25 protein-coding genes are annotated in these 23,930 nt (G+C 59.6%); 12 read left to right on the plus strand and 13 right to left on the minus strand.

Annotated elements, in window-relative coordinates:
- Positions 1 to 26 precede the first annotated feature (26 nt).
- On the plus strand, positions 27 to 518 hold the full coding sequence (gene cadR / locus C8C95_RS23010) for a Cd(II)/Pb(II)-responsive transcriptional regulator (RefSeq protein WP_056419711.1): 492 nt from the start codon (positions 27 to 29) through the stop codon (positions 516 to 518).
- A gap of 3 nt (positions 519 to 521) precedes the next feature.
- Here cadR and C8C95_RS23015 read toward each other — a convergent pair whose 3' ends face one another.
- Both C8C95_RS23015 and C8C95_RS23020 read right to left on the minus strand, forming a co-directional pair.
- The gene (locus C8C95_RS23015; RefSeq protein WP_082493263.1) at positions 522 to 1,859 is read right to left on the minus strand and encodes a heavy metal sensor histidine kinase; all 1,338 of its coding nucleotides are present in this window, start codon (positions 1,857 to 1,859) and stop codon (positions 522 to 524) included.
- Positions 1,856 to 2,542 (minus strand): heavy metal response regulator transcription factor, encoded by a 687-nt coding sequence (locus tag C8C95_RS23020; protein WP_056419925.1) that lies wholly within the window; start codon positions 2,540 to 2,542, stop codon positions 1,856 to 1,858. The genes C8C95_RS23015 and C8C95_RS23020 overlap by 4 nt, the downstream gene beginning before the upstream one ends.
- A 157-nt stretch (positions 2,543 to 2,699) precedes the next feature.
- Between C8C95_RS23020 and C8C95_RS23025 the strand changes: the two genes are divergently transcribed.
- The 7 genes from C8C95_RS23025 to C8C95_RS23060 all read left to right on the plus strand — a co-directional run bounded on the left by C8C95_RS23025 (position 2,700) and on the right by C8C95_RS23060 (position 11,570).
- The gene (locus C8C95_RS23025) at positions 2,700 to 3,038 is read left to right on the plus strand and encodes a DUF4148 domain-containing protein (protein WP_056419708.1); all 339 of its coding nucleotides are present in this window, start codon (positions 2,700 to 2,702) and stop codon (positions 3,036 to 3,038) included.
- A 42-nt stretch (positions 3,039 to 3,080) separates the two neighbouring features.
- Positions 3,081 to 3,440 (plus strand): cation efflux protein, CzcI family, encoded by a 360-nt coding sequence (gene czcI / locus C8C95_RS23030; protein WP_056419705.1) that lies wholly within the window; start codon positions 3,081 to 3,083, stop codon positions 3,438 to 3,440.
- Positions 3,441 to 3,597: 157 nt separating this feature from the next.
- Entirely contained in the window at positions 3,598 to 4,953 is a 1,356-nt protein-coding gene (locus C8C95_RS23035) for a TolC family protein (RefSeq protein WP_116750448.1), read from the plus strand.
- Between the two features lie 2 nt (positions 4,954 to 4,955).
- Positions 4,956 to 6,566 carry an efflux RND transporter periplasmic adaptor subunit gene (locus tag C8C95_RS23040; protein ID WP_116750449.1) on the plus strand — a complete coding sequence of 537 codons (1,611 nt, stop codon included), beginning with the start codon at positions 4,956 to 4,958 and terminating at the stop codon, positions 6,564 to 6,566.
- Positions 6,567 to 6,581: 15 nt separating this feature from the next.
- Positions 6,582 to 9,767: a CusA/CzcA family heavy metal efflux RND transporter gene (locus C8C95_RS23045; protein ID WP_056419696.1), complete on the plus strand. Its 3,186-nt coding sequence runs from the start codon at positions 6,582 to 6,584 to the stop codon at positions 9,765 to 9,767.
- Positions 9,768 to 9,827: 60 nt separating this feature from the next.
- A complete protein-coding gene (locus tag C8C95_RS23050; RefSeq protein WP_116750450.1) occupies positions 9,828 to 10,208 on the plus strand; it encodes a hypothetical protein in 381 nt (126 codons plus the stop codon).
- Between the two features lie 429 nt (positions 10,209 to 10,637).
- Positions 10,638 to 11,570 carry a cation diffusion facilitator family transporter gene (locus tag C8C95_RS23060; protein WP_056419686.1) on the plus strand — a complete coding sequence of 311 codons (933 nt, stop codon included), beginning with the start codon at positions 10,638 to 10,640 and terminating at the stop codon, positions 11,568 to 11,570.
- A 534-nt stretch (positions 11,571 to 12,104) separates the two neighbouring features.
- Here the strand turns inward: C8C95_RS23060 and C8C95_RS23070 are convergent.
- From C8C95_RS23070 to C8C95_RS23080, 3 genes are all read right to left on the minus strand, one after another.
- Positions 12,105 to 12,632 carry a DUF4148 domain-containing protein gene (locus C8C95_RS23070; protein ID WP_056419680.1) on the minus strand — a complete coding sequence of 176 codons (528 nt, stop codon included), beginning with the start codon at positions 12,630 to 12,632 and terminating at the stop codon, positions 12,105 to 12,107.
- A 98-nt stretch (positions 12,633 to 12,730) separates the two neighbouring features.
- Positions 12,731 to 13,102, minus strand: a complete 372-nt coding sequence (locus tag C8C95_RS23075) for a DUF4148 domain-containing protein (protein WP_056419676.1) — start codon at positions 13,100 to 13,102, stop codon at positions 12,731 to 12,733.
- A 225-nt stretch (positions 13,103 to 13,327) separates the two neighbouring features.
- Positions 13,328 to 13,726, minus strand: coding sequence for a YkvA family protein (locus tag C8C95_RS23080; protein ID WP_056419922.1), 399 nt, complete (start codon positions 13,724 to 13,726; stop codon positions 13,328 to 13,330).
- Between the two features lie 240 nt (positions 13,727 to 13,966).
- Between C8C95_RS23080 and C8C95_RS23085 the strand changes: the two genes are divergently transcribed.
- Positions 13,967 to 14,983, plus strand: a complete 1,017-nt coding sequence (locus C8C95_RS23085) for a DNA-binding protein (protein WP_082493261.1) — start codon at positions 13,967 to 13,969, stop codon at positions 14,981 to 14,983.
- Between the two features lie 103 nt (positions 14,984 to 15,086).
- Positions 15,087 to 15,431: an H-NS family nucleoid-associated regulatory protein gene (locus C8C95_RS23090; RefSeq protein WP_158274163.1), complete on the plus strand. Its 345-nt coding sequence runs from the start codon at positions 15,087 to 15,089 to the stop codon at positions 15,429 to 15,431.
- A gap of 216 nt (positions 15,432 to 15,647) precedes the next feature.
- On the opposite strand, the gene C8C95_RS23095 is transcribed toward C8C95_RS23090, so the two are convergent.
- Entirely contained in the window at positions 15,648 to 16,529 is an 882-nt protein-coding gene (locus C8C95_RS23095) for a hypothetical protein (protein WP_133246258.1), read from the minus strand.
- Positions 16,530 to 17,351: 822 nt separating this feature from the next.
- The gene (locus C8C95_RS23100) at positions 17,352 to 17,879 is read right to left on the minus strand and encodes a hypothetical protein (RefSeq protein ID WP_116750452.1); all 528 of its coding nucleotides are present in this window, start codon (positions 17,877 to 17,879) and stop codon (positions 17,352 to 17,354) included.
- A gap of 141 nt (positions 17,880 to 18,020) precedes the next feature.
- Here C8C95_RS23100 and C8C95_RS23575 point away from each other — a divergent pair, with 141 nt between their 5' ends.
- Positions 18,021 to 18,320: a hypothetical protein gene (locus tag C8C95_RS23575; protein ID WP_133246259.1), complete on the plus strand. Its 300-nt coding sequence runs from the start codon at positions 18,021 to 18,023 to the stop codon at positions 18,318 to 18,320.
- On the opposite strand, the gene C8C95_RS23105 is transcribed toward C8C95_RS23575, so the two are convergent.
- From C8C95_RS23105 to C8C95_RS23750, 6 genes are all read right to left on the minus strand, one after another.
- Positions 18,317 to 19,774 carry an IS66 family transposase gene (locus C8C95_RS23105; RefSeq protein WP_243415804.1) on the minus strand — a complete coding sequence of 486 codons (1,458 nt, stop codon included), beginning with the start codon at positions 19,772 to 19,774 and terminating at the stop codon, positions 18,317 to 18,319. The two genes, C8C95_RS23575 and C8C95_RS23105, sit on opposite strands and share 4 nt — an antisense overlap.
- Positions 19,775 to 19,905: 131 nt before the next feature.
- Positions 19,906 to 20,241 (minus strand): IS66 family insertion sequence element accessory protein TnpB, encoded by a 336-nt coding sequence (gene tnpB / locus C8C95_RS23110; protein ID WP_133246260.1) that lies wholly within the window; start codon positions 20,239 to 20,241, stop codon positions 19,906 to 19,908.
- Positions 20,238 to 20,624 (minus strand): transposase, encoded by a 387-nt coding sequence (locus C8C95_RS24035; RefSeq protein ID WP_116750454.1) that lies wholly within the window; start codon positions 20,622 to 20,624, stop codon positions 20,238 to 20,240. Before C8C95_RS24035 ends, tnpB begins: the two co-directional genes overlap by 4 nt.
- A 103-nt stretch (positions 20,625 to 20,727) precedes the next feature.
- Positions 20,728 to 21,327 carry a YkgJ family cysteine cluster protein gene (locus C8C95_RS23120; protein ID WP_116750455.1) on the minus strand — a complete coding sequence of 200 codons (600 nt, stop codon included), beginning with the start codon at positions 21,325 to 21,327 and terminating at the stop codon, positions 20,728 to 20,730.
- A gap of 83 nt (positions 21,328 to 21,410) precedes the next feature.
- Positions 21,411 to 21,734, minus strand: a complete 324-nt coding sequence (locus tag C8C95_RS23125; protein WP_133246261.1) for a hypothetical protein — start codon at positions 21,732 to 21,734, stop codon at positions 21,411 to 21,413.
- A gap of 160 nt (positions 21,735 to 21,894) precedes the next feature.
- Positions 21,895 to 22,068: a hypothetical protein gene (locus tag C8C95_RS23750; RefSeq protein ID WP_165836609.1), complete on the minus strand. Its 174-nt coding sequence runs from the start codon at positions 22,066 to 22,068 to the stop codon at positions 21,895 to 21,897.
- Between the two features lie 1,178 nt (positions 22,069 to 23,246).
- Between C8C95_RS23750 and parA the strand changes: the two genes are divergently transcribed.
- Positions 23,247 to 23,921 (plus strand): ParA family partition ATPase, encoded by a 675-nt coding sequence (gene parA, locus C8C95_RS23130; RefSeq protein WP_116750457.1) that lies wholly within the window; start codon positions 23,247 to 23,249, stop codon positions 23,919 to 23,921.
- Positions 23,922 to 23,930 lie beyond the last annotated feature (9 nt).

Genomic DNA, 23,930 nt, shown 5'->3' on the forward strand with positions numbered 1-23,930 from the left:
AAACCAGATTTTGCAAAGGACGCTTTATGAAAATCGGCGAACTTGCCAAGGCCACCGGCACGCAGACTGAGACCATCCGCTACTACGAGCGCGAGAACCTGCTGCCGATCGCGATGCGCACAGAAAGCAACTACAGGGTCTACGACAGCAGTCATGTCGAGCGTCTGGCCTTCATCCGCCATTGCCGATGCCTGGATATGACCCTCGATGAGATCAGGGTGCTGTTGCATTTCAAGGACGCTCCGGATGAAAACTGCGGCGCGGTGGACGCACTTCTTCAGGAGCACATCGGGCACGTGGTGTCTCGCATCCGGGAACTCCAGGCACTGGAGTCGGAATTGCGCAGCTTGCAGCAGCAGTGCTCACCAGGCCACCTCGCCGGTGAGTGCGGCATCTTGGGCGGCTTGGCCACTGCGGCACTTCAACACAATCACATGCAGCCCAGCGAGGCCCACCCGCCAGGTGCTCATCATGATATTGGCGTGGCTCCGAGGCAGCGGGCCAACAAACGACGCTGATTTTCAGTGAGCGCGAATTTCTAACCCGACACTTGTCACCCCATTCTCTGACTTGGCCACCGGCTTGCCCTGGTGCATGCGGGCAATCGCGCCCACGATGGCCAGACCCAGGCCGTGGTTGCTCTGCCCATGGCTGCGAGCAGGATCTGCCCGGAAAAACCGGTCAAACAGCTGGGGAAGTATTTCGGGATCGATGGTGTTGCCGTAGTTGGTGACGCTGATCAACACGCGGTCCTCGTCACCAGTTCTCAAGTTGATCTGAACGATGGAGCCGGTGCTCGCGTAGCGGGTTGCGTTTCCCAGCAGGTTGGACAATGCCCGGCGCAACAACGGCACATCGAAGGTGCCATGCGCATCGCCGACCACTTTCGCGGTGAGACCCGCCTCGGCCAGCGCTGCCTCGTGGTAGTCCAGCACGTCGGCCGCCACCGATGCCAGGCTAGCCACGGGCGCGCGACGCGCTCCCACGCCCCGATCTGCCTGGGACAGGAACAACATGTCGTTGACGATACCGGTCAGGCGATGCAGCTCCTCCAGATTGGACGCCAGCACCTCGCGAATATCCGCTTGCTCGGGGCGCCGCAGCGCCAGTTCATTGTTGGCAATGAGCGTGGCCAAAGGCGTGCACAACTCGTGCGCCACGTCCGCATTGAAGCCCTCCATCTGGGAGTAGGCCTTTTCAATGCGAGCCAGGAGTGCATTGAACTGGTCGATCAGCGGCACGAGTTCAAGGGGCTGCTCCGCGCCATCGAGCCGCTGGTGGAGGTTGTCCGCCGAAACGGCGCGCGTCTGGCTGGCCAGTCTTCGAACGGGCGCCAGGCCCAGGTTGACCAGGGAGAAGCCGCCCAGCGAAACCACGACGGCCCCGCCAATGGCTGCCACCAGCAATGTGACCGCAAGACGGTGCAGCAACTGGTTGTCGGTCTGGATGTCCAGCGACAGCTGGACGCGCAAACTCTTTGAGGCCGTCTGGCCCGAAGCCAGTGCCACTTCGAACTGCCGCTGGCGCCAGACCGTCTTCGCATTCTGGTTGCGGGTATGGGCGTAGAGGATGGCCCCATCGGCCTGCGCGACTTCAAGCGAAAGATCTCCGTGCCCTACCAGGAAATCATCGAGCTTGTGAGCAAGGTCTTCCGAATCCCCGTGCTCCTTGCCGTCCACCAGCAAGTGCCGGATGACGTTTTCCTTTTGCGCCAGCGTTTCCTCCTGTCGATCTCGGAAGTTGAATTCGGTCACCAGGTAGACGGCCAGACAGACCAGCCCGAGCCCGGCAAAGCTCTGAAGTGCCAGCCACCACGACAACCGCTGGCGCAATGAGCGATGTTGGATCAGGGCCTTCATCCGTTGCGCTCTTCCATGACGTACCCCATACCGCGGATGGTGTGCAGAAGCGCGGTGTCAAAGGGCACATCGATCTTGGTACGCAGGCGCCGTATGGCGACCTCCACCACGTTGGTATCGCTGTCGAAGTTCATGTCCCAGACCTGCTCGGCGATCTCCGTGCGGGACAGCACTTCTCCCTTCCTTCTCAGAAAAAGGGTCAACAGCAGGAACTCCTTGGCAGTTAACTCCAAGCGCTGACCGCCTCGGGACGCCTTGCGCCGCACCAGGTCGACATCCAGGTCGGCCAAACGCAGTTGCGTGGGCTCTGCCGCGACCCGCGCACCTTGGGTGCGCCTGAGCAGAACCTGGATGCGGGCGCTCAACTCGGAAAACGCAAAGGGCTTGACCAGATAGTCATCCGCACCCGTCTGAAGTCCGAGCACCCGATCCTCGACACTGACCCTGGCTGTGAGCATCAAGACAGGGGTCTGCCTGGTCTTGCGAAAGGCCGTCAGCAGGCTGAAGCCGTCGATCCCTGGGAGCATCGCGTCCAGCACCAGCAGATCGTGGCCGCCTTCAAGGGCCATGTGTAGGCCGTCCACCCCGTTATGGGCGACGTCCACCACATAACCGACCTCTCCGAGGCCCTTGCGCAGGTACTCGGCCAGCTTGACCTCGTCTTCAATGAGCAGAATTTTCATGGTGCCATTCTCGAAGAATGCCGCCTGTTCGTAGATTACGAATTTGTCATCTGGCTGTTGGCGCCTTGTCGAGGTCCGATTTTTACAGTACCCCCTGTGTCGAAAGGCATAGCCGCGGTAGATCGCCGCTGGCTCATTCGAATCAAGGGACCACACCATGACCGTTCGCAAACCCCTCGCACTCTCCCTGATTGCCCTGGCCATTGCGGCCCCAGGCTTGGCATCTGCTTCGGCGCTCTACCATCCAGCCGGTGGCGAAGTGGGAATGACCACCCATCCCGACCACGTCCAAAGCAACGTGTCCCGTGGCGAAGTGCTTCAGTCTGTAGAAGCCGCGCGCAAGGACGGTACGCTGGCGATCTTGTCTCGCGGTGGTGCACTGCCTGTCAAAGCAACGGGTGGCTCCAAGACGCGTGAGCAGGTGCAGCAGGAGTACCTGAACATGTCAGCCGCTGAGAAGCAGCGCAACCAGGAACTGTACGGCGCGGGCGGCTGATCGGCACACGAAGTCTTCTTGACCGCGTGCTAGACTCAAAAAATGCGCCGCCTGATCGTCGTTTTTATGCTTGCATTGCTCCCGTTCCAGTTCAGCTGGTCCGCGGTGGCTGCTTATTGCATGCACGAGAACTCGACCGACCAGGCCCAGCACCTTGGGCATCACGAGCACAAGCACGAAGCCAAAAGCGGGGTCGGCCAAGCCGACAAGACCAGCCAAGGCACCGACATGTCCGATGTCGACTGCTCGGTTTGCCATGGTGCCGGCATCGGGGCCCTCAACTGGTCCTGCGCCAAACATCGCGTCTCCCATGACAGCCGCGTGGACTCACCGTCGGGCGAGCGCCTGGCGGCTGTAACGCCCACACCTCCCGACCGCCCACAGTGGCCCGTCCTCGCCTGATCGGCGGGGGCATCTCTCCTTCTTTCAGTCAGTCGTGACCGCCCCTTGGCGGCTGCAGTTGTGCGTGTCGCGGCTGCACTGACTGACGAGTTGCCAGGCAGCTGCACGGTTGCCACCCCGCCGATTCCCTCGTGTTTTGAAATCACTGGAGAATCGGATGTTCAAGGGTATTTACCTTCAAGGAAAGCCGCACGCATGGGGCGGCCGCACGAAATTCAGGCTCGCAGCAGGTGCCGCGGCCATATTGCTGACCTTCTCGGGCGGGGCCTTTTCTCAGGGCATGTCGCAAGGTCCAGTCGTTGGAGTACAGGCACCCCAGACTGCCGCGGTGTCTCCCGCTGAGCCTCTGTCACTGGCCAAGGCCATCGAGTTGGCCCTGGAAGGGAATCCAGAGGTGGCTGCCGCTACGCGCCAGTTGGAGGCAACAGAGGGGCAGATTCTTCAAGGGCGCTCACGCCCTAATCCCGAGCTCGCTTACTCACTGGAAGACGCACGGTCCAAAACGCGTACGCAAAGCTGGCAGCTCAACCTTCCCGTGGAATTGGGTGGAAAGCGTGCAGCGCGCACCAAGGCGGCCGAAAAATCACGCGAGCAGGCGCAGGCCCAACTCGCTGAGCTGAAGGCGACCGTGCGGGCCAATGTGGCCGCAGCCTACTTCGATGTCCTGACGGCGCAGGAGCGATTGGCGCTTGCCAAAGACAGCGTGGCATTGGCCAAGTCGTCGACGGATACCGTGGCCAAGCGCGTAGCCGCTGGCAAGGTGTCACCTGTGGAAGAGTCCAAGGCCCGCGTTGCGGAAGCCGGCGTTCGCGTCGAGCTCGCCCAGGCAGCCAGCGAACAACGCAATGCACTGTCTCGCCTGTTTGCGCTGTTGGGACAGATCAACGCGCCGTTCACCGTCCTCGAGGGCAAAGCCGACAACCTCCCCGCGGTACCGCCCCTCGCCGATCTTCAGCCCTTGATTTCTTCTTCGCCGGGCGTTGTCCTCGCCCGGATCGAGGTGGATCGGCGCCAGGCCCTGACCGAGCTGGAGCAAAGCAAGCGCGTGCCCGATGTCACCGTCAGCGTCGGCATGCAGCGCAGCAACGAGACCCAACGCAACGTCCTTCTGTTTGGTGTCTCTGTGCCTCTGCCTGTGTTTGACCGCAACCAGGGCAACCTGCTGGAAGCGCTCAAGCTTGAGGACAAGGCCCGTGACGAGCTGCAAGGGGCCACGGTGCGCCTGCACAGCGAAGTGGCGCAGGCGCGCGAACGCCTTTCCACGATCACCGCGGAGATCCAGTCGCTGCAACAGGACGTCTTGCCCGGCGCAAAGTCGGCCTATGACGCGGCCACCATTGGCTTTGAGAACGGAAAGTTCAACTTCCTGGAGGTGCTCGATGCCCAGCGCACCTACTTCACCGCCAAGTCCCAGTACCTCAAAGCCCTGGGCGAGGCACACCGCGCGGCGGCAGATGTCGACCGCCTGCTCGGGGCCAGCACGGTTTCCGGCCTGATCGCAACGCACAACTGAGCATGACCATGAACACCAGCACATCCACCATCAGCAAAAAGCATCTCATCGCTATTGCCGTTGTCCTCGCGCTAGGGGTCGGGGCAGGAGCCTTCATCCTGCAGGGCGGCGGCAAGCCCAAAGCAGTCGCCGCCGAGGGCGACGGCCACGGCCACGGCAGCCATACCGAGGCCAAGGGGCACGGTGATGGAGAACACCAAGGCAAGGGCGGCGAAAAAGGCCACGACGACGACAAGGGCCATGCCGATGGCGAGCACCATGAAAAGAGCGAAGCCAAGGGCCCCCACGGTGGTACCGTGTTCAAGGAAGGCGACTTTAGCCTGGAAGCGTTGCTGTCCGAAGACGGTGGCGAGCCTCGGCTGCGGATCTGGCTGTCCGACAAGGACAAGCCGCTCCCCCTGACCGCTGTAACGGTCACGGCAACAGTGACCCGCCCGACAGACGACAAGCAGAAGCTGACGTTTGCCGCTGAAAAAGACAGCTTGGTCAGCCGCGAGATCGTCGCCGAACCCCACGCGTTCGACATCGAGATCATTGCGCAGACGGCCACCGAACCTTTCATGTTCGTGATGAGCAAGGAAGAGGGAAAGATCGAGCTGACCGACGCCCAGATCAAGGCCGCATCCATCACGGTGGACTCTGCGTCGGCAGCCAACATCAAGACGGCGCTGCTTTTGCCCGGCGAGATCCGGCTGAACGAGGACCGCACCTCGCACGTGGTTCCCCGCCTGGCGGGGGTCGTGGAGAGTGTCAGCGCCAGCCTGGGCCAGGTCGTCAAGAAGGGGCAGGTTCTTGCCGCCATCGCGAGCCCGACCGCTTCGGAGCAGCGCAGCGAGCTGCAGACCGCGCAAAAGCGCCTGGCACTGGCCAAGACCACCTACGAGCGGGAAAAGAAGCTGTGGGAGCAGAAGGTCTCCGCCGAACAGGACTACCTGCAGGCCAGGCAGGCGTTGAGCGAAGCGGAGGTCGCTGTTGCCAACGCCAATCAGAAGCTCAGTGCGCTGGGCCTGTCCACCTCGTCCGTGTCCGGACTGAACCGTATCGAACTGCGCGCGCCCTTTGACGGCATCGTCATCGAGAAGCACCTGAGTCTTGGCGAGGCCGTCAAGGAAGATGCGGCGGTGTTCACCATCTCGGACCTTGCCACGGTGTGGGCTGAGATCAATGTTCCTGCAAAGGATCTGCCGTCGGTGCGGGTGGGCGAGAAGGTCACCATCAAGGCCACCGCCTTCGATGCCTCCGCCACGGGTACTGTCGCTTTCGTGGGCGCGTTGATCGGTGAGCAGACCCGTACCGCCAAGGCCCGCGTCGTTCTTGATAACCCCAAGGGCGCCTGGCGCCCCGGCCTGTTCGTCAACGTCGAGGTGGTGTCCGAAGAAACGGCAGCGCCTGTGACCATCTCGGCCGACGCAGTCCAGAACGTCGGAGAAAAGCCCGTGGTCTTCCTCAAGGTCGACGGCGGCTTCATCGCCCAACCTGTGAAGCTGGGCCGAAGCGATGGCAAGCGCATCGAGGTCCTGTCGGGCCTCAAGCCCGGCATGCCCTACGCCTCGACAGGCAGCTTCGTCGTGAAGTCCGAACTCGGCAAGGGATCTGCCGAACACACGCACTGATCCCGGAGCCCATACATGTTTGAAAAACTTATCCGATTCTCGATCGAGCAGCGATGGCTGGTGCTGCTGGCGGCCCTGGGCATGGCGGCGCTGGGCGTCTTCAGCTACCAGAAGCTGCCCATCGACGCGGTCCCCGACATCACCAACGTCCAGGTTCAGATCAACACCCAGGCCGCCGGTTATTCGCCTCTGGAGACCGAGCAGCGGGTCACGTATCCCATCGAGACAGTCATGGCCGGCCTGCCGAACCTGGAGCAGACCAGGTCGCTGTCACGGTACGGACTGTCGCAAGTGACCGTCATCTTCAAAGACGGAACCGACATCTATTTCGCGCGCCAGTTGGTCAATGAGCGCATCCAGGAAGCCAGAGACCGGCTGCCCGCCGGCATCACGCCAGCCCTGGGGCCCATCTCAACCGGTTTGGGCGAGATCTATCTGTGGACCGTCGAAACCAAGGATGGGGCCAAGAAGCCCGATGGCAGTCCCTACACCCCGACCGACCTGCGCGAGATCCAGGACTGGATCATCAAGCCGCAGCTGCGAAACGTTCCTGGCGTGACCGAAATCAACTCCATTGGCGGCTTTGCCAAGGAGTACCAGATCGCCCCCATCCCGGAACGACTGGCCTCGCTGGGCGTGACGCTGCAAGACGTCGTCACGGCACTGGACCGCAACAACGGCAACGTGGGCGCTGGGTATATCGAAAAGCGCGGCGAGCAGTACCTGATTCGCGCCCCTGGACAGGTCAAGTCGCTGGAGGACATCGGCAACGTGATCCTCAGCAGTGCCAACGGTGTTCCTGTGCGCGTGCGCGACGTGGCCGACGTGGGCATTGGCCGGGAGCTGCGAACGGGTGCCGCAACCGACAACGGGCGCGAGGTGGTTCTCGGCACGGTGTTCATGCTGATCGGAGAAAACAGCCGGACCGTCTCGCAGGCAGTGGACAAGAAGATGCTGGAGGTCAACAAGAGCCTCCCAGAGGGCGTGCACGCGGTGACGGTCTATGACCGCACCGTGCTCGTCGACAAGGCCATCAATACCGTCAAGAAGAACTTGCTGGAAGGCGCGGTACTGGTGATCGTGATCCTGTTCCTCTTTCTGGGCAATATCAGGGCCGCAGTCATCACGGCAATGGTCATCCCCTTGTCGATGCTCTTCACGTTCACCGGGATGGTCCACTACAAGGTGAGTGCCAACCTGATGAGCCTGGGGGCCCTGGACTTCGGCATCATCATTGACGGAGCTGTGGTGATCGTGGAGAACTGCGTTCGGCGGCTCGCCCATGCGCAGGCGCACCACGGCCGGCCGTTGACGCGGGCCGAGCGCTTTCATGAAGTGTTCCTGGCATCCCAGGAGTCGCGCCGCCCATTGCTGTTCGGACAGCTCATCATCATGGTGGTGTACCTGCCCATCTTCGCGCTGACGGGCGTGGAAGGGAAGATGTTCCACCCCATGGCCTTCACGGTGGTTGCCGCTTTGGTGGGCGCGATGATCCTTTCTGTGACCTTCATCCCGGCAGCTGTGGCCCTCTTCATCGGCAATCGGGTCAGCGAGAAGGAGAACTTTTTGCTGGGCCACGCCAAGCGCCTGTACGGCCCCATGCTTGATCGCGTGATGGGCGCCAAAACGCTGGTTCTCACCATTGCCGCGGTTGCCGTGGTCCTGTGCGGACTGATCGCGACCCGCATGGGCAGCGAGTTTGTACCCAACCTCAATGAAGGCGACTTCGCGATCCAGGCACTGCGCATTCCGGGCACCAGCCTTTCCCAGTCGGTGGCGATGCAGCAGCAGATCGAAAAGACGCTGAAAGCGAAGTTCCCCGAAATCGAGCGCATCTTCGCCAGAACCGGTACTGCGGAGATTGCTTCGGACCCCATGCCGCCGAACATTTCGGACGGGTACATCATGCTCAAGCCGATGGATGAATGGCCCGAGCCTCGAAAGACCCGTGATGAGCTGCTCGCGGCGATCCAGGAAGTCATTGGCAAGATCCCCGGCAACAACTACGAGTTCTCCCAGCCCATTCAGCTGCGATTCAACGAGCTGATCTCAGGGGTGCGCAGTGACGTGGCCGTGAAGATTTTCGGTGACGACATGGACGTGTTGAACAAGTCCGCTGAAGAAGTCTCCGCCATGCTGCAAAAGATCCAGGGCTCCTCCGAGGTCAAGGTCGAGCAGACGACGGGCCTTCCGATGCTCACGGTGAACATCGACCGCCAGAAGGCAGCGCGCTACGGGCTGAACGTTGCCGACATCCAGGACACCGTGGCCACGGCCATCGGTGGTCGTGAGGCCGGCACCATGTTCGAGGGGGACCGCCGGTTCGACATCCTGGTTCGCCTGCCTGAGGCGCTTCGCAATGACCTGGAAGGCATGAAGCGGCTACCCATACCGTTGCCGCGGTCTGCCGGTGGCACGGAAGCCAAGACGAATTTCATCCCATTGGGTGAGGTCGCATCGTTCGAGCTGGCACCCGGCCCCAACCAGGTCAGCCGAGAGAACGGCAAGCGCCGCATTGTCGTGAGCACCAACGTGCGCGGACGGGATGTGGGCTCGTTCGTTGCAGAGGCCGAGCAAGGCCTGGCGCAGATCAAGATCCCCACCGGCTACTGGACGAGCTGGGGTGGCACCTTTGAGAACCTGCAGTCAGCCACCAAGCGCCTGCAGATCGTTGTACCGGTCTCCCTGCTGCTGGTCTTCGTGCTGCTGTTCGCGATGTTCGGCAATGCCAAGGACGGTTTGCTGGTCTTCACCGGCATCCCATTCGCATTGACAGGGGGCATCCTGGCGCTGTGGCTTCGGGACATTCCGATGTCCATCTCCGCGGCCGTTGGCTTCATCGCGCTCTCTGGGGTGGCAGTGCTCAACGGCCTGGTGATGATTTCCTACATCCGCAGCCTGAGGGAAGGCGGTGTCGGCCTGGACGAAGCGATCAGGGATGGCGCCCTGACCCGCTTGCGCCCGGTGCTGATGACCGCCCTGGTGGCCTCGCTGGGATTCATTCCCATGGCCATCGCCACAGGCACCGGCGCGGAAGTCCAGCGTCCTCTGGCCACCGTGGTGATCGGTGGAATTCTTTCATCCACGCTGCTCACGCTGCTCGTGCTGCCGATTCTTTACCGGCTGGCCCACAGGCCCGATGAAGAAGCCGAGGACGTGTCTGCCGAGCCCTCCCACCCGGACGCACCGAAGCCTGTGTAGTCAAAGGCGGTCCCGCTGATCGCGGGACCTTCCCATTTCTCCAACCCCAAAGGAACTGCCATGAAACTCTCCCACCTCTTTCTCGCCCTCACGGTATCGAACTCTGGCGCAGCCATCGCGGCTGACAACCACGGCCACGACGTCAAGCCGATGCATGGTGGTGCTGTGGCGGAAGCCAAGGACGTCGAGTACGAATTCGTCGCCAGTGCCGACAAGCTGCAGCTCTTCATGCGCGACCACGGAAAACCCGTTGCCGTGGCGGGGATGACCGCCAAGGTCACCCTGCTGGCCGGCAGCGAGAAGCAGGAGGTTCAACTCCAAGCCGGTGAGGGCAAGTTGGAAGCCGCGGGTAGCTTCAAGGTCCCCGCCGGTACCAAAGCCGTGGTCGCCGTCTCGAAGGCCGGCAAGTCGGTCGCCTCGGTCCGCTTCACGCTGAAGTAACACCAACGCCGCCCGAAGCATCGCTCCAGTCCATGCGAACGACACCGCAGTGGCGGGTCCGTACCGCCCCTCGGCGCTGTGCATGTCCTTGCCCTTAGAGGCAAAAAGGAGCGATCCATGTCAATGCAGGCGGCCCAGGGTGGGCTTTTCGCCAAGCTGTTCTGGATCTGGATCAGCTTGTTGGTCTCTGTGTTTGTGTTCTGGCGGCTGCGGCACATGTGGCTCAAGCGCCATCCCCCGATGGACGTTCGAACCAAGTACAGCCGGCGACTGGCCAAGAGACTGAGGGACCGGCAAATAACGCGCTTGAAGTGCCGGACCACGGGTAAGCCTCGGCACCGGCGACGTCACTGAGCGCCAAGGCCGGACGAGGACCGCGGACTGAACGCGGTCGATGACATCACCAGACTGAATCTGAGGAGACAGACCATGGGAAAAGGTTCCGACCACGCTTTGCCAGCGGCAGGAAACGAAAAGGCTTTGCGCTACGCGCTGATGCTCACCGGCGGTTTCATGCTGGCAGAGGTCATTGGCGGCGTCATGCTCAACAGCCTGGCTCTGCTGTCCGATGCCGCACACATGTTCACCGACGTGGCGGCGCTGGCCATTGCGCTGGCGGCCATTCGGGTCGGGCGCCGGGATGTCGACGACCGGCGCACCTTTGGCTACCACCGATTTGAGATCCTGGCCGCCGCGTTCAATGCCTTACTCCTGTTTGGCGTTGCGGCGTACATCCTTTATGAGGCGTGGCAACGCTGGAGCAACCCGCCGGCAGTCCAGACCACTGGGGTGCTGGTGATCGCTGTACTGGGCACGATCGTCAACCTCGTGAGCATGCGCCTTCTGTCCTCAGGCAAGGATTCCAGCCTCAACGTCAAAGGAGCCTACCTTGAAGTCTGGAGCGACCTGCTCGGCTCGATTGGGGTCATCGTGGGGGCGCTGGTCATTCTGTTCACAGGGTGGAACTGGGTCGACACCGTCATTGCCGTGGCCATCGGCTTGTGGGTGCTGCCGCGCACCTGGATCCTCCTGAAAGAGACGCTCAACATCCTGCTCGAAGGCGTCCCCGAAGGCATCGATCTGCCTCAGCTCAAGCGTGCGCTCCTGGACCTGCCAGGGGTGGTGTCCTTGCATGAACTGCATGTCTGGGCGGTCAGCAGCGCCAAGACCAGCCTGAGCGCTCACGTCGTGTACAACCCGCAAGCGGCAGACCCTGGCACCATGCTGGCCGCCGTCAACCAGTTGCTGGCGAAGCAATTCGAGATCACCCACACCACCATTCAGTTGGAAACCCAAGCCTGCGGTACGGCTGCCGCCGGCACTTCGAATGCTGGTGCGGATCACTGGAAAGCACCCGTGTGATTTCCGCGTGGACGACCACCCTCCGTTCCTGCTTTGCACAGCGCTGGGCAAACAGGTGGCGCCTGCCAGCGCTGTGTGTCGTGGCCATGCTCGCCGCCGGCTGCGCCACCCCCGTGTATGAAAACTCCCTACCGTGGGCGGAGGGTTGGCGCGTGGGCAAAGTCAGCAGGGTTGAAGCCACTGCTCAGGACCTGGCGTTCTACAAGCGCCGGTGCAAGGCCGATCAGTTAGATCGTGCGCAAGAGCGGTTCGCCATTGTTCAGTGGAGAGAGGTGGGTCGGTCGCGCTGGACCGTTGCGCGTCTGCCTGCAGATGTAGCCGTGGTTGCTGGAGAGCCGGTCTACGTCAAGGTTTGGGATTGCTCGGCAGCCCTCGTCAAACGTGAGATGAACTAGAGCACAGGCGAGCTCAAGTCGGCCGATTCAGATACCTCACCGGTCGCACCCGGTGTGCACGAGTGAACGGCGCTGGTGCCCACCACCACGGAGCGTGAGGGCGGGCCAGCCCAGCGCGACTGGGCTCTGGATCTGATGTTCAGAGATCGCGGCCATTGGAGTGGCCCGATTGCGCGGCCGTCGAGCCCGCGTGGTGCTGGTGGTATTGGCCAGGGTAGATTTCATTGAGCTTGCGGCCGTCCTCGCCGGCGGCCATCAGGTCCCCGGTGTGGATAGCCTCTGCCAGTTCCTCCTTGACCTGCTCGCGTGTCTTGCCTGCTTGCGCCATCTTGGACGGATACAGGTTGGGCTGCAGTTCATTGAGCCGTGATCCGGATTCCCCGGCGGCAAGCATGTCACCGCTGCGAACAGCCTGCTCCAGTTCCGCGCGCACCTGGTCCCGGGTCTTGCCCAGCACCGGGGTCTTCAACTGGTAGCCACCGGAGTTGAGCTCACTGACTTTGGCGCCGATTTCCCCGCCGGCCATGATGTCGCCGCTGCGCAGGGCTTGCGAGAGCTCGGCTTTGACCTCCTCGCGTGTCTTGGACTGGGCGCCATGGCTGGCATCGAAAGCGAATGCAGGGGCTGCGCTCAGCGCGAGGATGATGAGGGTGGTCTTGAGTTTCATGTTGGTCCTTAAGGTCAATGGTTGGAAGCGAAAATTTGTGCCTTGGATGGGCGGAGTCGATTGCATTGCGTGTGCCAGGCCCGAGGGCCCTCAGCCGGTCACGGCGCCTGGTGGGCTTCGACCCAGCCGATCTCGCCGCCCAGGTCGCGCACGCCATTCGTAGTGGCGGGGCCCTTTTGAGCAGCTTGAAGTTCATCCAGAACCTGTTGCCTGCTCTTGTTTGACACCGGTGCTTTGACCAGTGGATAGGTGGCGGGGTAGCCGCGGCTGATCCAGTGCAACGAACCGTTTTGCTGCGCAACGAGCACGTTTTGCTGGACGTCTTCACGGCTGACGGTGCGGCCCAGGTGAGATGGCACGAAAGTGGCACCTTCTTCCTGGCTAGGACTGGTGTGAAACGCGGTCGAAGCGAAAGACGCCGTAGCAGTGGCTGCCAGGCTGAATGCGATGAGGGCGAAACGAGCTTTCATGGGGTCTCCTTGAGCACTGAACGCCCGGGTGGGAATTCAGGAGGCACAACCTTCTTGCACCTCGGAGACAAGTCTAGAAATCCGGCACCCACATGCCGCTGACCGCAGCATTACAGTTTTGACAGCACTGTGTCTAAGCGTAGCCACGGAGGTTCACAAAGGCCTATGCCGCAAAGCCTGCGGCGGAGAAGCGCCTTCCCGAGGCGATTCGCGCAAGTCCGTCCCTCAGCCAGTCATGCCCGACTTCCACCAATACCAGGCGCCCAAGCAGGCAGCGAGCCACAGTAGTACAACAACGACTGCGCCGACTTTGCTGGTCGGCTTTGCTGCTTTGGAAGCCATCCACTCATCGGCTTGTGTTCTGCATTCAGCCAGGACGTCCGCCGGCAAAAGTTTGATAGCGACCCATATCAGGCCGGGGAGCAGCAATACATCATCCAAGTACCCCAGCACTGGTATGAAATCCGGAATCAGGTCGATCGGGCTGAGCGCGTACGCCACGACAAACACTCCAAGGGCCTTTGCGTACCAGGGGGTGCGTGGATTCTTTCCTGCAAACCACAGCGTCACTCCATCGCGTTTGATCCGCCTTGCCCAGGTTCTTAGATCGCATGTGATGCTCATATCGATAGCATGCCACGGCCCCATGTCTGATTTTTAACGCGCGACCGCGCAACTGAAAAACCACCCCTCCCATCGCGTTACATGCTGCGGCCCCCCCATTTTTGCGGGCTTTGAAGTGATCACAACAGATAAACCCTTATTAACTAGTCTGAATTTTTCGTGAAATCCCAATTTTTCATTGCCACACCCAGTATGTAATATCATGGTATGTAATACGGTACGAAAAAATCGGAGGATGCCATGGCCAGAGCCGGAATCTACAAGTCTGAGGTGCTGCGAGCCAGGGATAGGCTGATCAGCCAAGGCAAGTACCCGTCCATCGATGCGGTGCGCGTCGAGTTGGGCAATACCGGCTCCAAGGTGACCATCCACAGGTACCTCAAGGAAATCGAGGACGAGGAAGCCGCCGCTACGGCACCGAAAATCAGCATCAGCGATGAGCTCGCGGAATTGGTAGGCCGCCTGTCCACCAGGTTGGAGTTTGATGCCAATGCGAGGGTCGTTGCACTGATGGAGGAGTTCAACGCCAAGGAAGCGCAGTACAAGGCCAGCCTGGAGACCTCCAAGAGCGAAACAGCCGCGGCCAGGCGGCAGCTGGAGCAGACCCAACTGGAGTTGGCCAGGGAACGCGAATCCCTCGAGCACGCCAACAGGGAGTTGGCCCTCAAGGCGATCGAGCAGGCCCAACTGGTCGAGCAAACGACCCAGCTGCAGACCCGGCTTGAGAGTGCCCAAGCACACAGCCAGTCCCTGGAAGAGAAGCACACCCATGCAAGGGAGGCTCTGGAGCATTTCCGCGAAGCGTCCAAGGAGCAGCGCGAGCGCGAGCTACGCCAGCACGAGCAGCAACTGCAGTACCTGCAGACGGAACTGACTAAGGCCAATGCGGCTGTCTCGGCCAATCAGCAGCAGATGCGCAACGACCACCAGCAGAACCAGGCACTCGCGCGGGAGTTGGGTCAGGCCAGGTCGCAACTCCAGAGCCTGGAAACGCAGCTGCAGGCGGCGCAGCAAACTGCCCTCGGCCTTGCCGAAGTACCCCAGCAACTTGAAGATTTGACTGCGAAGGCCTTGAGTCGAGAGCAAGACCTCGCCCGTCTGCAGGCGGATCTGCTTCAGGCCACTCAGCGCAATCTGGAGCTGGAGCGGCAACTCGCAGCAACAAGCGCGGCTGACGCGGCGCGCCAGCAGCTGACGGCGGATCTGATGCGCCGCCTGGATACGTTGCAGGCGCCGCAAAGCCACACCAACGCATGACCGCAAGACTGTGTTGAAGACTGCCAGAGGCGGTCTATCTCTCATCGGCGCTCCCCATCACAATGGAGAAAGTTGCGTCCAAGCTTCCGTTATGGAGATCCCAGTGCCCAAGACACTCACTCAAATGAAGAAACGCCTTGAAGAGGCGATGAGCGAAGTCCGTGAAGCCGAGGAAATCATTCCACTGTTGAAAGAGGTAATCGCCAAGTTCGAATTGGAGCCAGCCGATCTGTTCGAAGCAACCACTGCCAACGCAAGAAAGATTCAATCTTTGACCTCAGAGACCGGGAGACCCCCAGCCGGCAAACCTGTCCTGTACGAGGATGCAGTTGGGAATACTTGGGCAGGAAAGGGGCGGCGACCCTCTTGGTTGAACGAAGCCATCGCGCGCGGGAAAACGCTGGAAGAATTTCGAACTCGCGGAACACCTTTGCGCAACGCTAAGTAGTTGTTCTAAAAAGAGATTTCTCCATAACCTTCCGATCCGTAAACGACCGGGCATCCCATCTTGACCGAGCGACCGCAATCGGATGTCTGCGCTAGACTTCTCAAATCGGCCAGGAGCGGACAGTGGGGAGGTTGAAAGCGGACGCTTAGCGCTTGACATGAGAGGCAGACGGTCAGTGGAGCCGTTTGGCTTTCCCCTCGATGAAATCAGTAGACCTTATCTGCATTCTTTGAGCAGGGATGCAAGGAGAAGAAGAGCCTCCTGGTAGTTCGTCGCTCGTCTCTGGTGCGCGGTGCTTCGACAGACAATTCCCGAGGTTTTGTGTCTCAGCCTGACGCAACTCGTCGTTTTCGCAATCATGCGGCTTGGCCTGGAGAACTCATGCAAGAAGTACTCGAGCTCCAGCTCGTCGATGGGTATCGCGGCCTCGCCCCACTGGGCGGCTGGCACCAACTGAAAACTGATACCTTCAGCAAGTCTTCGCCGAAGGGCCTGAGGCAAAGCGCGGATCGCTTCGTTCGAAAGTGACCCCGACAGTTTCAGCACTGCCGCTGATAAGTCGCCATCCCCGTTGCGCCTTTTCTCATCAAGGATTTCGGTCATTGATATGTCAATCCCCGCATCAACACAGGCCTTGAGAGCCTCTGCAATCCACGCTTTGTTGGGGATATCTTCACTCAGAAGAATGTAAAGCTCAGGGGAAACGACCGCTCTTGTCAGTGAATCAAACACTGGCGCTTCGGCCGGTACCGGTTCCGCGGTTATGAATTCACCCAACGCACCGACTCTCTCACATAGCGGCGCGACCGAGGAACTTGCCTGTCGCTGAGACAAGGGGTGTTCAGGATGCCGTTCCAGGTAGGCGTCGACCGCAAGCTTTGCCTCGTAGAGACCAAGTCCATTGAGACGTTGAAGCGTCTTAATTGCCAAAACTGCGCTGATCTCTAGAGCCTGTAGCACTTCTGCCGGAAGGCCATCTGGGTACGCCATATTTGATCGTTCAAATGTCATCGCATGAAGCATAAAGCCCGAAAAACCTGCGGGATGAACTGGATTGCCGGGGATATTCTTCGCACAGAGTCCTCCTGAAAGTGTCATTCAGCAGAGTTTGCAATCGGGTGCCTGTTTAACTATCCAACTATCAAAAATCCGAGAATCCAAACAAGCGATAAATCAACAAACAATAGCGTGCTCGCGGACTGGGCCGGGCCGGCCGACTGTACGTTTGGAGCAGCGATCAATCCGTTTTGAATCAAGGGCCATTTTTTGTTAAGGGTGCCAATAGTCGGCTCAAGGCGCCGCTAGCGCACTTCGCCGTGGGGCAGAATCCGGCCAGTAGCAGCCAGTCGCTGAAAACTAATGCAGACACTCATCGCACAGTTTCCATGGCGATCACGGACCGCCAGAGGCGTTATTCAATCGTTTAGATACCCACTTACTTGGTCTGCCTCTTCGCACTGGCAAGCACTCTCCAAGCACCGAATAGCATGAGCAACGCCAGCGAAGCGCTGACAAGTGCGTACCCAAGATGGTCACGCTGTGGGCCAAAGAGCAATGTACCAACCGTTCTCCCTGCGGCGCACAAGGTGCCTGAGAAGAGACCGTCGCACTGAATTCCAACCATTGAACCTGATGAAAGTACAGACCACACCTCCCACACCGGTAGCAATGCAAGAAGAGCGGTGCCTATCGCCACTGAGCGAGCTTGCGAGGGAGAGGGGCTGTGCTGCATCTGTGTTGTCCCATCAAGCCGCTTGCCAAATTCGGCGCTTATGCTTTGCGGTCTGAATTGTGTGGCAATGGTGCTTTAGAGAAGCTCACAATTTTGCCGTGCAGTGCATTGTGAGGACTTACCTGAATTCGTCAAACGATTATCGATCCCCATTAAGACAGCTCAGGGCCCGCTGCTTGACGGAAAGGCTAGGCTGCATGCTTCCGCTCCTGACGCCACATGAAAATGGTGTAGCAGCTCGAGATAATGGTAATGAGTGGAGCCCAACTGTTCATCTGCAGGCGAAGAGCGGGTATCGCGATGAGAATTGCTATATAGCCTGCTGCGAGCATGAAATTGGCCAGAGCGAAGGATCGCACGAGTGCCTTTGCATTACGCAGCGGCTTGCCTGAAAGTGACTTTACAAGGCGCTCGTCTCGTCGGACTCCAAGTCGATAGCTTCTCCACAACAGCCACATCGCGACACCCGAGAGTAGAAGATAGAGGAACACGGGCAGCATCCGAATTACGCCCGGTGGCGCAAGTAAGAGGAGATACGTCCCGGCCAGAACGAATGGGAGAGAAATTAGAGTCCACCGGAACGTTTTGCGAGCACGCTCTTGATCTGCGGGCGGTTGTTGCTTGAATTCCTTCGAGGACTGGGCCAGTCTTGTCACGAGAAATACAAATGCATAGACGCTGAGCGCGATGAGTACAAATGATGAGAGGGTTGGCATGACAGTTCCGATGCGACCTAAGGAATGAAAGCGACCTCCCCGTCCCAAGTGAACCGCGCACTTGCGGGATAAGGCATCCAGGGACCACGATGGGAATGCCGATCTCTCATCAACTCACCTGTTTGTAGGAAGGGGAAGACCATGGATTTCATTGTCACCATCGCAATCAATCCGGCAAAGAATTTCTTTCCAGTGCATGGTGTCGTATCCAAAGGAACCCCGGTACCTTTCTGTGCCAGCGTGCCCCGTACCGAGCTACGAGAACTCATCGCCGCGGTGTCGACATTAGCCGTTGAAATGGGAGCGTGCATTGGTGAGCGGCAGCTTCGCGGTAGGGTTGCAAAGGTCCGCTCAGGGCCCGTTCCTGCCGGTCGCGACGTCACGAAGCAGCCATTACAGCCCAACTCAAGTCAGGCTATTGCCGATGTCGCGTCGAACTAGCCAGCGGGCACCCAGCGATGCGGCAACAGCTCATGTACCAAGCTGGCCCGCTGGGTTGGCAGGCGCGTCAGCACATCTTTGAGATACGCGTACGGGTCATGCCCATTGAGCCGGGCACTTTGAATCAGGCTCATCACAGCGGCACCGCACTGGCCCGCCCGTAGCGAACCGGCGAACAGCCAGTTGTTGCGCCCGATGGCAATCGGTCGGATTTGGTTCTCGATGTGGTTGTTGTCCACAGGCAGTTGCCCGTCATCCACAAAGCGGGTTAGCGCCTGCCATCGCCGCAGACTGTAGTCCAGCGCTTTGGCCGTGGCCGTGCCATCCGTGACCTTCTGTCGGGTCAACAGCAGCCATGCGTGTAACGCGTCGAGCAACGGTTTTGAGCGTTCCTGACGTCCACGTTGGCGCTCGTCAGCGCTGCAGGCTTTGAGCTCTCGTTCAATCTCATAGACCTGCGCGATGTGCTCCAACGCTCGCTGCGCCACCGGGCTTTTGTGAGCGGTGTGCAGGTCAAAGAACTTGCGCCGGGCATGGGCCAGGCAACCGACTTCGGTGACGCCCTCCAGCATGAGCTGTTTGTAGCCACTGAAGTCGTCACAAACCAGGCTGCCGCGCCAGGGGCCCAAGAAGGCTTTGGCGTTTTCTCCGGCGCGTGAGGCGCAGAAGTCATACACCACCGCCTTGGTGTCTTCGAACGCACCGGCGGCGTAGGCCCACAGGTAGGCGCGGTGGGTCTTGCCCTGTCCTGGTTGGAGCATCTGCACCGGCGTCTCATCGGCGTGCACCACACGGTGCGTCAGGATGTCTGCTTTCAACGCGGCCACCAGCGGCTGGAGTTGCACCCCGCAACTGCCCACCCAAGCCCCCAGCGTGGAGCGAGGGATGGCCAAGCCGGCCCGACCGAAGATGGCCTCCTGCCGGTACAGCGGCAAGTGGTCGGCGAACTTGGCCACCAGCACCTGAGCCAGCAATCCAGTGGTCGGGATGCCTTTGTCGATGACGTGTGCCGCCACGGGGGCCTGCACCAAGGTCTCGCACTGGGCGCAAGCCCACTTGCCACGCACGTGGCGTTCGACACTGAAGACACCTGGCTGGTAGTCCAGCTTCTCAGCCACATCCTCGCCCACACGCTTCATCTGGCAACCACAGCGGCAGGTGGTGGCCTCTGGCTCGTGGTGGATGTCGATGCGTGGCAGGTGCGCTGGCAGGGGTTGGCGTTTGGGTTGGTCTTTGACGCGCGCCGGGATAGGTTCGGCGTTGAGCTCGGCCATCTCGTCATGAACGGCCTGCGTGTCTTCGTCCAGCGTCTCTTCCAGCAGGCTTCGCTGCTCGGCACTGAAGCGCTCAGACTGCGCCGCAAACTTCAGCCGCTTGAGCAGCGCGTTCTCATGCGTGAGTTTGTCGATGGTGATTTGCTTGAAAGAGACCGTCTGGCGCAGCGACTGCACCATCTCACGCAGTTCTTCTGCATTCAGATGGGAGAGCGTGTCGGTGGCAACGTCCATGGGGCAAAGTCTGCCCAGCCAGCATCGGTCACGCCATCGGCACATCTCCCGATTGATGGCCTCCGCCACGTCACGCGTCAGATGAGGGTAATGACCCCGGCCTCACCAACACGCTGCCACGGCAGGCCCAGCACGAGGGCGTCGAGTTGCTCACGTTGAAGAGATTGCTGCGCTGTGCCGCCAGGCGACGGCCAATGGAAGCGGCCTTGGTGCAGTCGGCGTGCGGCCAGCCAGATGCCCATGCCGTCGTGTACCAGTACCTTCAAACGTGTGCCGCGCTTGTTGGCAAACAGGTAAGCGGTATGTGGATGTGCCGCACCAAACACCGTTACCACACGCGCCAGTGCTGTCTCAGTGCCCGCACGCATGTCCATGGGGGTGATGGCCAGCCACACGGCATCGATGCGAATCACTTGAGCACCGCCGCAGCCCAGTTCGCAAATTCGGCCGCAGCATGTATAGGCCAAGTGACGGTCATGGACAAGGGCCCCTTGCGCAGTTCGACTTTGAGCTCGACCGGGACGGCCTCAGGGGCGGAGTTGGGCAGGCGCAGCGGGATGAACTCTGGCATCGAAGGTGATGGCGTCGGCGCGATGGGCTGGTGGCAACCAGTGCGCTCATGCTCCTTGAGCCAGCGGTGCAGCACGTTGGCATTCATGCCATGACTGCTGGCCAAGGCCGCGATGGAAGTTCCGGGTTGCAGGCAAGTGGCAACTAGTTCTGCCTTGAAGGCTGGAGTGTAGGTCCGGTGGGTGCGCCGAGCGGTGTAGCTCGTAATGTCTGGGTCTTTGAGCATGGTGTGCACGATGGGTTGCGTGCACACGATGTTGCGAGAAGGAGAGAGTCACATCAAGATGGGTTTACCGCGCGCTTACTCCGATCCGGCACAAAAACCGAGATCACCCCTGTTCCTGGGTGTTCAGGTAAGGGACATTGATGGTGCTGCCCTCCACGAGCTGGCACAGCAATGCGTCCTCATCCATGTTCAGGAGAAGCCTGCATTGAAGGGGGCGGCTTGAGTAGATACCACAGACATCATCCTTCAGGAAGGTACAGGGCTTGCCAAACGCTTCCTGCGTCGCCGCCTTGTAGCTCTCGCTGTCCTCATCCACGTTGGCCATCGTGTACTTCCCTGCCAACGGGTTCATCGGCGCACCGGTTTCCTTGGCGATGACCAGTGCCTCGGCTCTGGAGATCATCACGGCGATATGGCAGCAATGTGAGCAACCCTTGCGGCATGCGGCCAACGGCGCAGCACTGCCCGTGACGCTATCAGCCGCCTTGCGCAGCCATGTCACCCGCTTGGCCACTGTGCCGGCCTTGGCAGCTTGGTCGAGGAGCCGGGATTCCTGCCTGCGATCCACACCTTTGAGCGTCTGCAGCTTGGCCTCCACGCGTTCGCGCAAGCCTTCCCATCGGCGCTCGATGCGCCCCATGACCTCGGGGGCGGAGGTTTGAACCTGCCCACCGGGCACGACGAAGTCACTGTCGGTCTTCATGGCTTTACCCCAGCTCCAATGGGTTCGATGCCTTCATCCAGCGCGGCACAGCCAACATGACGGTGAAGGGGCAAGTTGGGGGCTCATGTGCGGATACTTGGAGTAGTTGGCGCGACTGATGCCAAGAACTGGCCTTCCACCGCTCCAGGATCAGTTTTCGATGAGAAAGTAGCTATCAACCTCCCGACTGCCGTCTCTTCCTTGAGGTGAGCGAACAATTGGAGATCTACAGCATGTTCACGCTGCTCGGCTTCAAGGCGTAGCTTTAGATCCTGTTGCAGCTCGCCCAGGCCATCCAGCACATTGAGCTCATACGGCACGTAGGCGCAGTCGTCCTCGCTGCCCAGGAAGGCACGCGCGCACCGAGTGTCGCATATCGACAGGGCCGACAGGTCCTTGGGGGACACACTACCTTGCTCCATACAAATTCATCAATCTGGCCATTCACGCATACGGTGAAGGTTTCCTGAGCGTAACCAAATTGGGCCATAGCCACATTGGCGTTAGGGAGAAATAGCTCTGACTGGTTGACTGGTCGCGAGCCCTGCAAGCACGCTTTAGAACCCGTTAGCCCCCAGACTTTCCGCTTCCATTGCCGCCATAGACGGTCGTCAAGCCCTTGGCTCCAACTTCCAACTGCTGGTTTTCAGCGTTGACGTTGCGCAAATTCTTGATGACGAGCAACTGGATCCCGATCTCAGCCTGGATCGGTACCGGTATCTGGCCTTCGGCAAGAGGCAAGGGCTCCTGTTTCTCTGGATCAGGTATGCCATGTGCCACCTTGAGCAGCGCATGAAGGTCATCTTAATCAGCGGGCGTAAGCACATTCTTTACCAGCAAGAGCGCCGCTCCACCAGGCCTGGAGCCCTTTTGTCCAAGCCCATAGTTTCCGCGTCGTCAACATGACCTCTCCTGACTTGTCAGTCATACGATTTCAGTTAATCCATTGAGGCTGGATCTATTGGGTGCTCAATGGCGTTCTCAAACGTGAGAAATTGCCAAGGGGGCGGACATAGAGAAGACTGGCACGCTGGACGGGGAAAGCATCTTCGTGAGGACCGCCTGAATAGAGTCGCCGCGTCCGCTGCGCTCCACAATCTGCTGAAGCTCGCCCACCATGGTCAGCCCCCAAGAAGCCGCCTTCCCCTGATGGGTCAATAGCGTTGGTTACTTCGAGCCCCACGGGGTCGGGGCCCATCGCATCACTAAGCGTGCTCGTACCCTCCTTGGGTCGATGCAATCTGGTTCCTCGGTCAGTTCAATGCACATGATGACCTGAGTTACAGACGATCGTGGATGTCTCGAGCGCCGGGGCTTTGCCTCAATGATGCTCTTCCCTTGAGCCACCGCAAGCTCTCAATTTCGACGTTATCCAAACAACATTTCAAAAAAGCCAGCTCTGCATTGAACATAGCCACATAACCACAATGCCCAGAACTTTCAGCGCTGAAAGTTCACCCTCGCACCCGCACCCGCACCCGCACTCAATAAAACACACAAATTAAAAATTTTACAAAAATACAATGCACGATTAATAAATTTTACGCACCAACAAAACCGCGACACCCCACCGATCACGCACTCCCCCACGGGGTCCAACCTTCAACCCTCAGCACCAAAAGCCCCGCAACCAATCGCACCAAAACATCGCCGCCCAAACATAGCGCGCACCAGGCAACACAACACCAAAAGGCCGATCAACAACCACCCCTGACTCAACTTTCAGCGCTGAAAGTCAAGCCATAGCAACGATTAAAGCAACACAGAAGTCGTTTTGCAAAAACGTATACTCTATAAAAATAAACAACATTTTCATTAATTTGTTATTGATTTTCATCTGAGTTTGATACAATTCCCTTCGCGGAGAATCCGGCAAGACTTTCAGCGCTGAAAGTCTGCCAACCTATCAGGAGCAGGCAATGACAGCAAAAGTGGTCACCGTGTTTAACCAAAAGGGCGGGTGTGGAAAAACAACCATTGCGATGAGCCTCGCTGGATCATTCGGGCTTCGCGGATATTCATCACTTGTCGTAGATATGGACCCGCAGGGGACTGCAAGCCGCTGGGCAAGTGCCGCCCCCGAAGAGCGGCCATTTCCAGCTTCTGTGATTAGTCTTGCTCCTATGGAAGGAAAGATGCACAGAGAAGTAAAAAATCACATAGATAAATTCGATGTGATTTTTGTAGATTGCCCACCGGCAATGAATTCTGCAGCCCCCACGTCGGCCATGTTGATCTCTGACTTGGCTCTCATACCGCTGGTCCCGAGTCCGGCGGATATCTGGGCGGCGGAGTCTGCCAAAAAATTGGCGGAGGCAGCACAGGCCAACAACGAAGAGCTCGTTGCACGAGTCGTTGCTAACATGGTCCAGCGCTCGACTTCGCTAGCCAAAGAGCTAATTGAATTATTGGAGGAAGATAAAGAATTTCCTCTTTTAAAAACGTCCCTAGGTTCGCGAGCGGCGTTTAGAGAAGCCCAGATTCTGGGGTCAACCGTTCATCAAGTGCCACGCGCCACAGTTGCAATGGAAGAGGTGGAGTTGATGGCAGAGGAAGTGCTTCACCTTTTGCACCTTCCTTCGCGCAAAAAATAAGGACAAAAG

The organism is Acidovorax sp. 99 (assembly GCF_003096455.1).
Taxonomy (GTDB): domain Bacteria; phylum Pseudomonadota; class Gammaproteobacteria; order Burkholderiales; family Burkholderiaceae_C; genus Acidovorax; species Acidovorax delafieldii.